At 45.2% G+C, this 13,176-nt stretch carries 14 protein-coding genes; 6 read left to right on the top strand and 8 right to left on the bottom strand.

The window, feature by feature from the left end; all coding sequences use genetic code 11:
* Positions 1-190 precede the first annotated feature (190 nt).
* The gene (locus GZN30_RS07710) at positions 191-931 is read right to left on the bottom strand and encodes a VP0952 family biofilm-associated protein (protein WP_075648700.1); all 741 of its coding nucleotides are present in this window, start codon (positions 929-931) and stop codon (positions 191-193) included.
* A 167-nt stretch (positions 932-1,098) separates the two neighbouring features.
* On the opposite strand from GZN30_RS07710, the gene GZN30_RS07715 reads away from it, so the two are divergent.
* Positions 1,099-1,401, top strand: a complete 303-nt coding sequence (locus GZN30_RS07715) for a DNA base-flipping protein (RefSeq protein ID WP_075648701.1) — start codon at positions 1,099-1,101, stop codon at positions 1,399-1,401.
* Between the two features lie 62 nt (positions 1,402-1,463).
* Here the strand turns inward: GZN30_RS07715 and GZN30_RS07720 are convergent, their stop codons facing one another.
* Complete coding sequence (locus tag GZN30_RS07720) at positions 1,464-1,889, bottom strand: YbaY family lipoprotein (RefSeq protein WP_075648702.1); 426 nt, start codon at positions 1,887-1,889, stop codon at positions 1,464-1,466.
* A 212-nt stretch (positions 1,890-2,101) separates the two neighbouring features.
* On the opposite strand from GZN30_RS07720, the gene tesB reads away from it, so the two are divergent.
* Together tesB and GZN30_RS07730 are read left to right on the top strand one after the other, a co-directional pair.
* Entirely contained in the window at positions 2,102-2,962 is an 861-nt protein-coding gene (gene tesB / locus GZN30_RS07725) for an acyl-CoA thioesterase II (RefSeq protein ID WP_075648703.1), read from the top strand.
* A gap of 209 nt (positions 2,963-3,171) precedes the next feature.
* The gene (locus tag GZN30_RS07730; RefSeq protein ID WP_075648704.1) at positions 3,172-4,236 is read left to right on the top strand and encodes a PLP-dependent cysteine synthase family protein; all 1,065 of its coding nucleotides are present in this window, start codon (positions 3,172-3,174) and stop codon (positions 4,234-4,236) included.
* Positions 4,237-4,292: 56 nt separating this feature from the next.
* On the opposite strand, the gene GZN30_RS07735 is transcribed toward GZN30_RS07730, so the two are convergent.
* Together GZN30_RS07735 and GZN30_RS07740 are read right to left on the bottom strand one after the other, a co-directional pair.
* Positions 4,293-4,610, bottom strand: a complete 318-nt coding sequence (locus tag GZN30_RS07735) for a DUF1244 domain-containing protein (RefSeq protein ID WP_075648705.1) — start codon at positions 4,608-4,610, stop codon at positions 4,293-4,295.
* A gap of 125 nt (positions 4,611-4,735) precedes the next feature.
* Entirely contained in the window at positions 4,736-5,611 is an 876-nt protein-coding gene (locus GZN30_RS07740) for a Tim44 domain-containing protein (protein WP_075648706.1), read from the bottom strand.
* A gap of 209 nt (positions 5,612-5,820) precedes the next feature.
* Between GZN30_RS07740 and GZN30_RS07745 the strand changes: the two genes are divergently transcribed.
* The 3 genes from GZN30_RS07745 (at position 5,821) to GZN30_RS07755 (ending at position 9,376) form a co-directional block, all read left to right on the top strand.
* A complete protein-coding gene (locus GZN30_RS07745) occupies positions 5,821-6,411 on the top strand; it encodes a TetR/AcrR family transcriptional regulator (RefSeq protein ID WP_075648707.1) in 591 nt (196 codons plus the stop codon).
* A gap of 16 nt (positions 6,412-6,427) precedes the next feature.
* Positions 6,428-8,302 (top strand): MFS transporter, encoded by a 1,875-nt coding sequence (locus GZN30_RS07750; protein ID WP_075648708.1) that lies wholly within the window; start codon positions 6,428-6,430, stop codon positions 8,300-8,302.
* A gap of 150 nt (positions 8,303-8,452) precedes the next feature.
* Positions 8,453-9,376 carry a YeiH family protein gene (locus GZN30_RS07755; protein WP_075648709.1) on the top strand — a complete coding sequence of 308 codons (924 nt, stop codon included), beginning with the start codon at positions 8,453-8,455 and terminating at the stop codon, positions 9,374-9,376.
* Positions 9,377-9,428: 52 nt separating this feature from the next.
* Here GZN30_RS07755 and GZN30_RS21285 read toward each other — a convergent pair whose 3' ends face one another.
* From GZN30_RS21285 to menB, 4 genes are all read right to left on the bottom strand, one after another.
* Positions 9,429-9,602 carry a hypothetical protein gene (locus GZN30_RS21285; RefSeq protein ID WP_167521309.1) on the bottom strand — a complete coding sequence of 58 codons (174 nt, stop codon included), beginning with the start codon at positions 9,600-9,602 and terminating at the stop codon, positions 9,429-9,431.
* A 79-nt stretch (positions 9,603-9,681) separates the two neighbouring features.
* Positions 9,682-11,106 carry an o-succinylbenzoate--CoA ligase gene (gene menE, locus GZN30_RS07760; RefSeq protein WP_075648710.1) on the bottom strand — a complete coding sequence of 475 codons (1,425 nt, stop codon included), beginning with the start codon at positions 11,104-11,106 and terminating at the stop codon, positions 9,682-9,684.
* A gap of 25 nt (positions 11,107-11,131) precedes the next feature.
* A complete protein-coding gene (gene menC / locus GZN30_RS07765; protein WP_075648711.1) occupies positions 11,132-12,118 on the bottom strand; it encodes an o-succinylbenzoate synthase in 987 nt (328 codons plus the stop codon).
* Between the two features lie 180 nt (positions 12,119-12,298).
* On the bottom strand, positions 12,299-13,165 hold the full coding sequence (gene menB / locus GZN30_RS07770; protein WP_075648712.1) for a 1,4-dihydroxy-2-naphthoyl-CoA synthase: 867 nt from the start codon (positions 13,163-13,165) through the stop codon (positions 12,299-12,301).
* Positions 13,166-13,176 lie beyond the last annotated feature (11 nt).

Consider the following 13,176-nt stretch of genomic DNA (forward strand, 5'->3'; position numbering starts at 1 on the left):
ATGCTATCAATAGAAATACAGCTCGAAGCAAACTTTACCTGACCATTGTGACTGATTGAAGATGTTCTACTGGCAAACGTTCACTTAATTCAAATGGTTGAAAAGCTTACTCGCCACATCTTTTTGTATATTTAAGCGTCGATTGTGTCATAAAATTGTTATCAACAACAAACGTTAATAGCAACTCCATTCATATTTCTTCGTTGTACTCGACACTTTGTAATATATAGTCCGTGATCCACGCCGTTCCGAGTAGACACAACCAAACGACAAATACTGGGTTTGGTACGTCTACTTGTGGGCTAATCACCAAAGCAGCAAAGCCTACCGTGGGCAAAGTCCAACATAATAGCTTGCCCCATTTAAAGCTTTTGACTTTAAGAAGATTTTCGAGCGTCGACATAATGCCAATTGCTGAAAGCGCAAACAAAATCCCGTAAGTAAACTGCGCAACCCATAACGGTAACAGCAATACTAGTACCCACCAACGATGTTCTTTCGCCGGCTTCCAATGACTAACAGACCACCAAATCAAAATCACAGCGAGAGTCTGAAAGCCCGTCATAACCGCTGACCCTTCGAGTTTTCCCGCCGTTTGAGTCGACATGATCCCTACTTGCAACGTAACAACAATCAGCGCCGATATCGCTACGGCAATCATGTTAGAGCGCTTAGAAAAGATGACCATCAACAAAGGGAAGAGAATCCAAACACTAACCGATAAAGTAATCGGTTGATGGGGTAAGGTGAGACCATAGGCTAGCACCGAGACAAAAAACACAGCCGAAGCGAAACTGCGCTTTTGGATTAGCCACAACGCTGGCACCAATACCGCGACTAAAGGGATCTCTCCTTCACTAACGCCGAGCACTCGTGCGCACACCACAGCCAGTAGTGCAGCAATAAAAAACTGTAGGGTAGAAAACAACATTCCCGCTCCTTATTCCTTCCTGGAATTATCGAAATCGGTGATTTAGTTTAAAATGCATTCATTGCAAAAATAGTGTCGAAGCATCCCTTTGCTATTTCGACTAATTAAACCACGGTGCAGTACCAAGTTACCTCAATAATCAGAAAAACTTGGATACAGGATTAAGTATGGATCAGTTTTTAGCGCAAATCTTTGCAGTAATTCACCAAATTCCCGAAGGAAAAGTCATCAGTTACGGTGAAATTGCCAAATTAGCTGGCTATCCGGGGTATGCACGTCATGTAGGAAAAGCACTAAGCAACCTTCCTGAGGGCTCGAAGCTACCTTGGCATCGGGTGTTAAATAGCCAAGGAAAAATTTCACTTAAAGGTCATGATCTTGACCGGCAACGAGCAAAGTTACTTGCTGAGGGTATCGAGTGCAGTGAAGTGGGAAAAGTTAACTTGAGAAAATACAAATGGCAGCCCTAGGCTGCCATTGATTGCACCAGCGAGAAGGTGCTTAGTCTCATCAACTCAGATAATTGACGAAATTAGCGACCTACACCAACTAGCATCAAATCACGATGCTGAGTCTTTGCTTCATCAGTGATAACTGGGTAAACCGTGTCAGTAGTGAAGCGCAATTTACCATTCACCTCAATACGTGCACTTACCGCGTAAGTATGACCCGGTTGGATCGTGTCTGCGTCATAGTTTAGCGTAAACGCGAAAGGAATTTGCTTACCTTCGGTTTCCATTACCTGCTCAGCAACCAGTTTGGCTGGCGCATCCGCTAATGAAATATCTTGTAGGCGCACTGTGACAACCGCATTTTCAGGCAACATAATGCGTTCACGGTAAGCCACTGTACCTGTTACCGATTGCTGCATTTGAACTTGTGATGTTGGTTCACTTTGACAACCCATTAAAACTGCTCCGAACAGAACCGACGACATCAACATCAGTGCTTTTTTCATAATGCCTCACTATGAGATTTAATTGATATGGAATACGGGAAAATTATAGTCGTGATTGTGCATAGTGTCATGAGGATTTGCACACTCTTAACCAATTCTTGACTGTGTCAGTTTTCTCTAGCGATTGACCAAACAACTTGATGCTAACGTCACTTTCGCTATAGGCTAATGTTAAGAGTAATACTTAGTAAAATTGATTGGATAACAACATCATGAGTAAACCACTAAACGAGCTACTAAGCTTGCTGCAGTTGGAAAAATTAGAAGAGGGATTGTTCCGTGGACAAAGTGAAAACCTCGGGTTACCTCAAGTCTACGGTGGTCAGGTGATTGGACAAGCGTTATCTGCAGCCCGTTACACTGTGGCTTCTGATCGCACGGTTCACTCTTTTCACAGCTACTTCCTCTACCCTGGCGATCCTGAAAAGCCAATTATTTATGATGTAGAAAACTTACGTGATGGGCGCAGCTTTAGCACTCGACGTGTGAAAGCGATTCAAAATGGGCGTCCGATTTTCTATCTTACCGCCTCTTATCATGGTGAAGCGCCTGGGTTTGGGCATCAAAACACCATGCCCAACATCCCTGGTCCGGAAAATTTTGCCTCTGAGTCTCAACTAGCAGAGAAAATTGCACACTTCTTACCAGAAAAGCTGCAAAAAACCTTCTGCGGTGAGAAGCCAATCGAAATGCGTCCGGTCACCGTGGTTAACCCACTCAAACCAGAAAAAACCGAACCTAAGCAATACCTATGGATGAAAGCCAATGGCGAACTGCCTGATAATCAGCTCATTCATCAATACCTACTGGGTTACGCATCTGATTGGGGCTTCCTAGTGACAGCACTGCACCCACACGGTGTTTCTCTACTCACACCAAAACTGCAAGTCGCCACAATTGACCACTCAATCTGGTTCCACCGCCCATTTAAGATGGATGAATGGTTGCTCTACGTGATTGATAGCCCAACCGCAAGCAACACTCGTGGTCTTGTACGCGGCGAAATCTACAATCGTCAGGGTGATCTAGTGGCAACGGCAGTACAAGAAGGTGTGATGCGTTTTACCGATTAACGCATCTCTTCAACCTTAATATGGCGTAGGAAATTGAGTCAAAACTACGCCATTTTCTACTCCAAATGCATTTAAAATAACAAACACACTACAATGAAGCGCATGAAGAGAAATTATTTCCACAAAGAGCGCAAAATAAAGTAAACAAGGAAAACACATTCTCCTCATTTAGAGTTAAATTATTGTAAAAAGATTCGAGGAGAAAGCTCATGTTAAACCAAAGAGAATGGACAAATAACGCCGTACGAAAAATCGAAGCCGATTATCAGCGCTCAGCGGACACCCATTTGATCAAGCTCGACTTACCATGCGTGAATGGCATTGATATTTATCTAAAAGATGAAAGTACCCACCCGACGGGATCGCTTAAACATCGTTTAGCTCGCTCGCTATTTCTTTATGCTTTGAGTAATGGTTGGGTCGGTCCCAAAACCACCATCATTGAATCTTCTTCTGGTAGTACGGCTGTTTCTGAAGCCTATTTTGCGCGCTTACTCGGCTTACCTTTTATCGCTGTAGTACCAAAACATACCGCCCGCAAAAAAATTGAACAAATTGAGTTCTATGGCGGTAAGGCGCATTTTGTTGAACGTTCGGATCAAATTTACGACGAATCACGCCGATTAGCCAAAGAGCTTGATGGTCACTATATGGACCAATTTACCTATGCAGAGCGAGCGACAGACTGGCGTGGTAACAACAATATTGCTGACTCTATCTTTAACCAAATGAAACTTGAAGACCATCCTATCCCTCAGTGGATCGTCATGAGCCCAGGAACTGGCGGTACATCCGCGACCATCGGTCGCTTTATCCGTTTTCAGCAATACGACACTAAGCTGTGTGTTGTTGATCCAGACAACTCAGTGTTCTTCGATTACTACCAATCGGGTGATACGTCTCTTACATCCGACAAAGGCAGTAAAATAGAAGGCATTGGTCGCCCCCGCGTTGAACCCAGCTTTATTGCAGGCGTGGTTGATGAAATGCGTAAAGTACCTGATGCGGCGTCTGTCGCAACTGCACAATGGCTAGAGACTAAACTCGGTCGTAAAGTAGGTGCATCTACCGGTACGAACGTCTTTGGCGCTCTGCAATTAGCATGCGAAATGAAGCGAAAGGGAGAAACTGGCTCTATTGTGACCCTATTGTGTGATAGCGGCGAACGATACTTAGATACGTACTACAACCCAGCTTGGGTGGCGGAAAACATCGGTGATCTTGAGCCATATCGCCTCAAATTGGCAGAGTTTGAATCGCAAGCTCGTTTGTAAGTCGATGAATTAAAAATGGGTATCAGCTGATACCCATTTCTTTTATCTAATCTAGATTACTTCTTCTGGCGCGCTTCAAATGCAGCCAACTGCTCAGGTGTCGCTGCTGGCTGATGATTCTGCTTCCATTCATCATAAGTCATGCCATATACGCGCTCGCGTGCATCATCAATATCAAGCTCTAAACCTTGATTTTCTGCTTCCGCTCTATACCACTTACTGAAACAGTTACGGCAAAAGCCTGCCAAAATCATTAAATCAATGTTCTGAACATCTTTGTTTTCGTCAAGGTGTGACAACAGTTTGCGAAATACCGCTGCATCGAGTTTGTCCTGTTGCTCTTGAGATAGATTCTTATATTTGAATTCAGCCACTTTACTTTCCTTATTATTGATTTTACTTCACTTAGTATACGCTAACTAACAGATAAAAAAACGCCCAAGCAAACAGCTTAGGCGCGTTCAATCTTACTTAAGGTGATGACCAGCTAGGTCAACAATTAACCTTGAATACCAACAATTAGCCATGGTGCATTTGGCGTAGTTAAATCACGCTCTAAGTGCCAGATATCAGTAATGTCTTCTTCGATACCTTCCACTGCATCACGGTAGCGACCACTAAATTGCAAGCTTAGTTGAGCTTTGCTTGCATCGTAGTCTGCACGTACGATTTCTGCATCAACGTACATTACGTCAGTGTGCTGATCACCGTCTAGCTTAGCACGCTCTTCTTTTAGATCGGCAAACAAGCTTGGTGACACGTACTCTTCAATCGTGTCTAGTTGGTTATGGTTCCACGCGCCTTGAATTGTACGGTAGTGCTCACGAGAGCCATTAACGAAAGCCGCTTGGTCAAAACCTGGTGGGTAGTTGTGTGGCACATCGCTTTGCGCACCAAAACCGCCAAAGCCACCTTGGTTTACGTTTTGTGGTTGCTCAAAGTTGTGCACGTTTGGTTGCTCAAACTTAGGCGCAGAACCACCATAAGCATGCTGCTGACGCTGATGGTTGATGCTACCCTGCTTAGACGCAAGTAATCCACGCATTAGCTTGAAGATAACAAAGGCAATCAAGCCCATGATCAAGATATCCATAAACTGGATACCTTCAAACGCGCCACCGAAGAATGCCGCTAATAGACCACCAGCAAGCAAACCGCCTAAAATGCCACCCATCAAGCCTTTTTTGCTTGATGCCGGCTTCGCGCCTTGCTCTTTACCGATGGTATTGGTGTTCTGTTGCTGCTGCTTTGGCGCTGGCGCCGTCTTGAAGCTTTTACCAAAAGACTTACCACCACCGAACTTTTTAGCTTCCGCTACAGGCGTGATGGCGACAGAGACCATCAACAACGCCACTAGAGAAAAAAGTCGTTTCATGTGTTTCCTTTAGGGTACTGGACTGAGTATTTTACCCACTCGCATTAGTTTTGAGTTAGGATCTTAATCTTAGCTGTATAGATACAAGAAAGATAGATTCCGCAACTGGAATCATGTATCAGAATATTGCAAATTTGTCGGTTGTCTAGTTGACGCTCAAAAAACACCTCCATAGAATATTGAACAACGTTCATTATCCCACTTTTATTATGGCTAGAAGAAACGACCATACACGAGAGCAATTGGTCGCATTAACGCTAAACGCAGTGAAACAATTTCTCAATGAGAACTCTCACCACGAACTAAGCTTGCGCAAAATTGCCCAAATGATTGGCTATGTACCAAGCACCTTGGTTAACGTATTCGGTAACTACAACCTGCTACTACTGCACGTTGTCGCGCAGACTTTGGACGAATTGGCTGCTGAGGCAAAAGCCGTCGTATCAAAATGCTCAGATCCATCTCAAGCACTTTATGAGTTAGCTTACTGCTACCATGACTTTGCGCAGCAGCATCCTTATCGTTGGCAACTGATCTTTGAACACAATATGAATGGTGAGCCACTTCCTGAATGGCAAGATGCTCGCATCAATCATATGACCGGTATGCTGGAAGCATTGCTAAGACAGCAAGCACCTACTCGCTCTGAAAACGAAGTATTACAAGCCAGTCGTGTACTTTGGGCGGGTGTCCATGGTATTACCTTGTTAAGTGTTGATGACAAATTCTTTGCTGCTGAGCCTATTGATGGCAAAGAACTCATCGAAAATCTGTTATCTAACTATCTGAAAAATTGGTAACACATAAGGAAATGTAATGCCCCACCAAAGCCAAACGTCTCTGCTAAAACAGCGACGTTTTCTGCCCTATTTTATTACCCAATTTTTTGGGGCATTTAATGACAACATCTTTAAAAACGTACTGCTGTTGTTTGTCGCCTTCGCCGGCGCAAACGCTCTGCCCGTTTCTAGTAACTTATTTATTAACTTAGCTGCTGGTCTATTTATTCTGCCCTTTTTCCTTTTCTCAGCGTCTGCTGGCATTTTGGCTGATAAATATGAAAAGTCGTGGTTTATCCGCAAGGTAAAATTGGCTGAAATCGCCATCATGACGTTAGGCGCGATTGGCTTTATCACCCAAAGCTACCTAATTTTGCTGTTCTTGTTGTTTTTAATGGGCACGCAATCGGCGTTCTTCGGTCCGGTCAAATACGCTCTACTGCCACAACAACTTAAACCTAATGAGCTTGTTCCAGGCAATGCTCTGGTCGAAACGGGGACTTTTCTCGCCATTCTGATTGGTACTCTTGGCGCAGGCGTCATTGCCTCAGCAGAGAATGCCAACTACGTTGCCGCTGTTTGTGTGGTGTTATTTGCGCTGTTTGGCTATGCCTCAAGCCGTCATATTCCGCAAGCACCAGCCTCTGCACCGGAAATTAAGTTCCGCTGGCAACCAATTAAACACACCAAACAAACGCTTGCGATAGCCAAAGCGGATCGTGTGGTCTTTCAATCTTTAATGGCAATCAGTTGGTTCTGGTTTTTAGGCGCGGCTTACTTAACCCAATTTCCTAACTTCACTAAAATCTATCTAAACGGCAACGAAAGTGCTGTTTCATTTTTGTTAGCACTGTTTTCTGTTGGTATCGCCGTCGGTTCTCTTGCCTGTGACAAGCTGTCTAATCATCGTATCGAAGTCGGTATCGTACCGATTGGTAGTTTTGGTATTACGATTTTTGGCTGGTTAATGGCAAGTTCCATTCCTAGCACTTTGCCGCAATTTGAAAACTTCACTCAGTTCATCAGCCATCAAGAATTGTGGTCCGTATTTGCTTATCTACTGCTACTAGGCGCCTCTGGCGGGGTGTTTATTGTGCCACTTTACGCGCTCATGCAACAACGAGCCAAAGCCTCTCAACGCGCCCAAGTGGTGGCTGCGTTGAATATTTACAACTCGTTATTTATGGTGGGTAGTGCTGTATTGGGCATCGTCTGCCTCTCAGTTTTAGAGTTATCCATTCCACAGCTGTTTTTGTTGCTCGCCGCTCTCAATTTGCTTGTCGCCTGTTATCTATTTATTCAGGTGCCAATTTTTGTTGTCCGTTTCTTGGTGTGGATGATCACCCATACTATGTATCGTGTTAAACACAAAAACTTGCATCACTTGCCAGAAAAAGGGGGCGCCCTTATCGTCTGCAACCACGTCAGCTATATGGATGCCTTGTTGCTTAGCGCAGTTTGCCCGCGTTTAATCCGTTTCGTGATGGAAGAAGATTACGCCAATCTGCCACCGCTGCGCCGCTTTTTAAAACGTGCCGGAGTGATCCCTATCTCTGCTGAACGTCGCAATACCATTCGCCGAGCCTTTAACGAAGTGGAACAAGCGCTAAGTGAAGGTCATATCGTATGTATATTCCCAGAAGGTAGATTGACCGCCGATGGCGAGATGAACGAATTTATGCGCGGTATGGATATCGTATTGCGCCGCAGTCCAGTACCTGTGATCCCGATGGCGATCAAAGGTTTATGGGGCAGCTATTTCAGCCGTTACAAAGGCAGTGCTTGCCAAGGTCGACCATCACGCTTCTGGTCTAGGATTGAAATTGAAGCTGGTGAACCGGTAAATCCACAAGATGCCAACACCCAACTGATGCACAAGAAAGTTGCAAAGCTACGCGGAGACTGGCGTTAGACGGTCTTATTGGGCACTTGTTCAATTTAATTGAACTAATGTTCAAAACATTCAAACTTACTGACCGCAATTAGTCAGATAGAATGCCATTCTTTATGCATGCGAGCCCCTATAGTCTCGCATGCGCCCACATTTTGAATATATAAAATAATGACTATCAATAAACGTTCTGTACCGTTTTTTGCTGCGCTTGCCGTGTGTCTAACTCCTTGGGTTACCTCACCAACCGCGCTTGTAATTGGCTTTCTACTTGCTTCATTAAGTTTAGTTCCCGAGCAATTCGACCTAACTAAAATTACCAAAAAGCTCCTTGCCTATTCCATCGTCGGTCTCGGTTTTGGTATCCAATTCGAACAAGCACTCGCAGTGACTTCAAATGGTATCGGCATCATTATCACCACGATTGTAGGCACACTCGTCATCGGTTGGTGGCTAACCAAATTACTCGGACTTGAACAAAAATTGGGGTACTTGATTTCGGCAGGTACTGCGATTTGTGGGGGTAGCGCTATTGCGGCAGTATCGCCAGCAATCAAAGCAAAAGATGAAGATATTGGTTTAGCACTGGCGACTGTATTTGTGCTCAACTCACTGGCGCTGTTTATCTTCCCAGTGATTGGTCACGCGCTCGGGCTCGATCAACAAACCTTTGGTACTTGGGCTGCGATTGCTATTCACGACACATCATCAGTGGTCGGCGCAGCCTCTGCGTACGGTGAGGAAGCACTAACTACGGCAACGACGCTCAAACTTGCTCGCGCGTTGTGGATCATTCCTGTTGCGTTTGTCAGCGCATTTATCTTCCGTAGTGACTCAAAAAAAATCACGATTCCTTACTTCATCTTCTTCTACTGTGCCGCCATTGCTTTCAGCGATTTACTGCCACAGTTTGAAGCGGTGTATAACGTGATTTTTGATATTTCCAAACGAGCGTTGGTGATCTGCTTATTCTTGATTGGTTGTGGGATTTCAGTAACGAAATTAAGAGCAGCTGGACTGAAACCATTGCTGTTTGGTGTGACGTTGTGGGTATTGATTTCCACCAGCTCTCTGGCTTGGCTGACGCTAGCGTAATCAACTCATTGGAGTGATACGCGATAGACCTGAAGCGCAAAGAACCTGACGTTCAAAGCTCTTCAGGTTCTATGACTAATTTGCTTTTCTTCTCTTTGCGATACAGCACGACCAGTGCTATCACGGCAATGAATCCGGCTAACTCAGCAAGTGCGCGATACAATCCTTCAGTTTGAGTCGCAATGGCAATTTGCAATAATGCAAAAGCAATCAAGGCTAACTTCATCTCTATATATCCATATAACAATAATCCAAAGATGATTATGAATTATCGTTATAAGGTTGAGAAATTCAGTTTTGCTCTATCAAATAACTGTAAAGTCAGTATTTGCTGTCACCCAATCTTTAAGATCCTTACGAGAGACCTTAATACCGCCGCTGAATAAGCAGTTAGGTAAGGTAAGATAATGCTTAGGATGCTTAAATTTCACCAGCCGCGATGCTAACCATTGGCTAAAGTCGATCTGTTCGATAGGCAGTGTCGATTGCACAAACGCAATTGGGCGTGCGCCAAATTCAGCATCTTCAATCGGCACAATCAGTGCCTGTTGTATATCCGGATGCGCATTTAACGCCTGCTCTATCTCCTCACAGTGAATATTCTCGCCGCCAGAGATAAATTGATTATCAGCTCGTCCTTTAATGACCAACTCGTGTTTGACACTCCAGATACCAAGATCTTTACTGTCAAACCAGCCTAGTTCATCTTTGATTGGCGTAAGTGAACCCTGCTGGTAGTAACCGCTGGCTAATGTATCCCCACCAATAAAAATTCGCCCTTCACGTAACTCAACTTTACGCCCTTTTAAGGTTTTGCCCGCACTGTAGTCGGCATCAATCTGCTTTGCTGTCACCGTAGAAGCGGCTTCCGTCATACCATAACCCAGCCAAGTTTCGATGCCTTGTTGCGCCGCTTGTTGACTTAATGAAAGAGGGACATGACTGCCACCGAGTAACACGTGGGTTAATGAAAGTGGCTGACCGGATTCAAGTAAACGGCTAAGTTGAGTAGCGACCAAAGAGGCATGGGTCACTCCATCCATATCACTGAGTAGATCGCCACTGCCCACCTTTAAGCACGCACCAGAGTGAAGCCAACGATAAATGATCGCCAGCCCGGAAACGTGGTACATAGGTAAACTCAACAGCCAACTATCCTGCGCGTTAAACTTAAACACATCGAGCAATCCACTGGCTGAGGCGAAGTGTTGTTGATGGCAATGCGCCACCGCTTTTGGAGTACCTGTTGAACCAGAGGTAAAGATAATCGAAGCCAAAGCCGAATCTTGGTAACCACCATCACCTAGCTCTGATTGATGTTGGTTTGGATGTTGCTTGAATTGGTTCAAGTCGACGGTTTTGATTGCCTCCAACTCAAGCGATGGCGGCGCATCGGCTAACCACACTCGTGGTAATTGTTGCGCAGAGTATAAGGTGTGCAGCTTACCCCGTAGGCTAGCGCTTGGCTGCGGCATAGTGATCGCACACACCGCGCCTAACTCCATACAAGCGAGATAAAGCAAAACCAACTCAGGGCTATTCTTAGCTACGCAAGTAAGCACGTCACCTTTAGCCAAACCATGTTGCTGTAATAGGTGAACATAGCTTTGCACCGTTTGTTCAAGTGCTTGCCAAGAATAGTCACGCTCGGTTGTGGTGAGCGCTAAACAGTCTGGGCTCTTGCGAGCCCAGTGTTGAAGTGGAGAAATGGTGTTTGTTGCTACTTTCATTATCGAAGGAATTACGTTTATCCAGCTAAGCTTGCCAAATCAATGCTTGATCAGAAAGCTTACGCAGTGGCAGCGGAGACTCAGGCCAAGGCGTTTCAAGTTGCTCTGCGAACAAACCGATCGTATCAAGCCCTGGTACTTCATCAGGTAATTGCCATTTCGCTAAACGAGCGAGTTGCGTCAAACCTAAGCTCGACTCAATACTAGAACTGATCACAGCTTTGATGCCCAACGCTTTGGCGCGCGCAATTAAGTCAAGACAAAGCTGTACAGAGCCTATCAAGGTCGGTTTGATAATGATGGTTTTAACACCATTGAAGTCATCAAGTTTGAAGTCCGGCTTACGCACCGCATGTTGCAATGTTTCATCCCACGCGATGGCAATACCAGTACTGATAGCAAAAGAGAAACTATCGCCCGGCACTTCGCATGGTTCTTCAATAAATTCGATACGTTGACGGAAAGATGGCGTAATGTAACTGGCAAATTTCAGTGCTTTTTCTTTGGTCCATGCACGGTTGGCATCAAGGCGCAGATTCAAGTCTGGAATCGATTCAAGGAACAAGTTCGCGACCATGCCGTCACGAATTGGCTCGTATAAGCCAACTTTGATTTTGGCGACTTTTTTGCCTTCCATCGCCATCAGTTTTGGCAATAGTTCATCTGGGTCGCCGCTACATAATGGTGCAGAGCGATAAATTCCTTCTAGTGGTAGCCCATCTTCTAGCTCGAGTAACGCCATCGAGAGACCAAATGCCACCGAAGGTGCCAGTAATTCATAATCAGGCTGGTTGCCTTGTTTCCAACTCGTAAGTTGTTCGACGATTTGCGTGTAAGCCTCGTCCATGGTTTCAGTGCTGAAACCCGGTAATGGTGCAATTTCCCCTCGCCCTACTCGACCATTGTCTTGCAGTTCGATGACAAACCCTTCACGTTCTTTTAAGCGGTTGTCGCGCAGGATCACGCCACTGTCCATTGGTAATGCGTAGCGATACAGTTTGGCAGATCTCATACCAATCTTTCCCTTGTGTTCTTTATTATTGTTTTATTCGTTAACGCGTTTGTCGCGTCAAATTCGAGACTGACTTGTACGCCATTGCAGTGAGAGCAAGGAACAGGCGCGCAGTTTGCAAACGCAAATGAGCACCTGTGACACAGCTATCGCAATAATGGCGATCAAGCCTGTTTTGAATTATGGGTTGCGAGGAAACTTATTAAAGTCCGGACGACGCTTCTCATTGAATGCGTTACGACCTTCCTGACCTTCTTCCGTCATGTAGAACATCATGGTCGCATTACCCGCTAGCTCTTGTAGACCTGCTTGACCATCACAATCCGCGTTTAGCGCTGCTTTCAAGCAACGTAGCGCCATTGGGCTGTGTTGTAGCGTTTCACGGCACCAGCGAACCGTCTCTTTCTCAAGATCTTCCAGTGGCACTACTGTGTTTACTAGACCCATATCCAATGCTTCTTGCGCATTGTAGAAACGGCATAGGAACCAAATTTCACGCGCTTTCTTCTGACCGACGATACGAGCCATGTAAGAAGCACCCCAACCACCATCAAATGAACCCACTTTAGGACCCGTTTGACCGAACTGTGCGTTTTCAGCCGCAATAGTCAGATCGCACATCATGTGAAGTACATGACCGCCACCGACTGCCCAACCTGCTACCGATGCGATCACTGGCTTTGGACAAGTACGAATTTGGCGTTGGAAATCCAATACGTTTAAGTGGTGAGTACCGCCTTCATCACGGTAACCGCCGTAATCGCCACGAATCTTCTGGTCACCACCAGAACAGAATGCATCTTCGCCAAGACCAGTTAGAATAATCACACCCACCTGCTCGTCGTAACGTGCATCAGCAAGAGCATTGATCATCTCTTTTACTGTTTGTGGACGGAACGCATTGCGAACTTGTGGACGTGCAATCGTGATCTTCGCGATACCATCTTCTGATTTGTGGTATTGAATATCTTCATATTCACCGCTGCAGTCATTCCAGTTTACTGGTGCGTATAGTTCTTCTTCTGAAATACCTACTGTTTTAGCCATGGTGATTCCTG

The organism is Vibrio ponticus (assembly GCF_009938225.1).
Lineage (GTDB): Bacteria > Pseudomonadota > Gammaproteobacteria > Enterobacterales > Vibrionaceae > Vibrio > Vibrio ponticus.

Bases quoted from the DNA above. Each gene is read 5' to 3' on its own strand.
- GZN30_RS07710 (WP_075648700.1), bottom strand. From the start codon at position 931: ATGTTGTTTTCTACCCTACAGTTTTTTATTGCTGCACTACTGGCTGTG.
- GZN30_RS07715 (WP_075648701.1), top strand. From the start codon at position 1,099: ATGGATCAGTTTTTAGCGCAAATCTTTGCAGTAATTCACCAAATTCCC.
- GZN30_RS07720 (WP_075648702.1), bottom strand. From the start codon at position 1,889: ATGAAAAAAGCACTGATGTTGATGTCGTCGGTTCTGTTCGGAGCAGTT.
- tesB (WP_075648703.1), top strand. From the start codon at position 2,102: ATGAGTAAACCACTAAACGAGCTACTAAGCTTGCTGCAGTTGGAAAAA.
- GZN30_RS07730 (WP_075648704.1), top strand. From the start codon at position 3,172: ATGTTAAACCAAAGAGAATGGACAAATAACGCCGTACGAAAAATCGAA.
- GZN30_RS07740 (WP_075648706.1), bottom strand. From the start codon at position 5,611: ATGAAACGACTTTTTTCTCTAGTGGCGTTGTTGATGGTCTCTGTCGCC.
- GZN30_RS07745 (WP_075648707.1), top strand. From the start codon at position 5,821: ATGGCTAGAAGAAACGACCATACACGAGAGCAATTGGTCGCATTAACG.
- GZN30_RS07750 (WP_075648708.1), top strand. From the start codon at position 6,428: ATGCCCCACCAAAGCCAAACGTCTCTGCTAAAACAGCGACGTTTTCTG.
- GZN30_RS07755 (WP_075648709.1), top strand. From the start codon at position 8,453: ATGACTATCAATAAACGTTCTGTACCGTTTTTTGCTGCGCTTGCCGTG.
- GZN30_RS21285 (WP_167521309.1), bottom strand. From the start codon at position 9,602: ATGAAGTTAGCCTTGATTGCTTTTGCATTATTGCAAATTGCCATTGCG.
- menE (WP_075648710.1), bottom strand. From the start codon at position 11,106: ATGAAAGTAGCAACAAACACCATTTCTCCACTTCAACACTGGGCTCGC.
- menC (WP_075648711.1), bottom strand. From the start codon at position 12,118: ATGAGATCTGCCAAACTGTATCGCTACGCATTACCAATGGACAGTGGC.
- menB (WP_075648712.1), bottom strand. From the start codon at position 13,165: ATGGCTAAAACAGTAGGTATTTCAGAAGAAGAACTATACGCACCAGTA.